This is a genomic window from Vibrio sp. 10N.222.49.C9, from assembly GCF_041474985.1.
Lineage (GTDB): Bacteria > Pseudomonadota > Gammaproteobacteria > Enterobacterales > Vibrionaceae > Vibrio > Vibrio crassostreae_C.
Map to the genome: position 1 here is coordinate 1 of NZ_JBFRVD010001076.1, position 404 is coordinate 404.

1 protein-coding gene is annotated in these 404 nt (G+C 41.6%); it reads right to left on the reverse strand.

Annotated features, from left to right (window positions below; all coding sequences use genetic code 11):
* A partial coding sequence (locus tag AB4585_RS26960; RefSeq protein WP_372171807.1) for a hypothetical protein occupies positions 1 to 351 on the reverse strand: 351 nt, incomplete at its 3' end.
* Positions 352 to 404: the final 53 nt, after the last annotated feature.

Consider the following 404-nt stretch of genomic DNA (forward strand, 5'->3'; position numbering starts at 1 on the left):
GGCATAATGCACCAACTGCTGAGTGGGCAATACGATTGCGTTCCCCTCAATTGTTAGCAGTTTTAGTTCTTCCACTACATCATCAGGTAAAGACGACTTAGTGATAGAAACTTTTTTAACTACCTTAGCTGGCTGCTGTACATCACCCATGCCTACAGGCAAAGATTCAGCTACAGGTGAAATCCTGTACTTAAGCGGCACTGTATGAGGGTCAATTCTACAAACCCAGAAACCCGTACTTAACTTATTATATGAGGCATATACATCGTATGTTGCAACGCCAGCCTCTAATGAGTCTGCTAGGTACAGTGTGAAATCACCAACTCGTGAGCTATGAGACTTAACAAACAACTCCTCCTCTAAATACAACTTATCGTTAGAACCGTTTTTAAGATGAATAACAC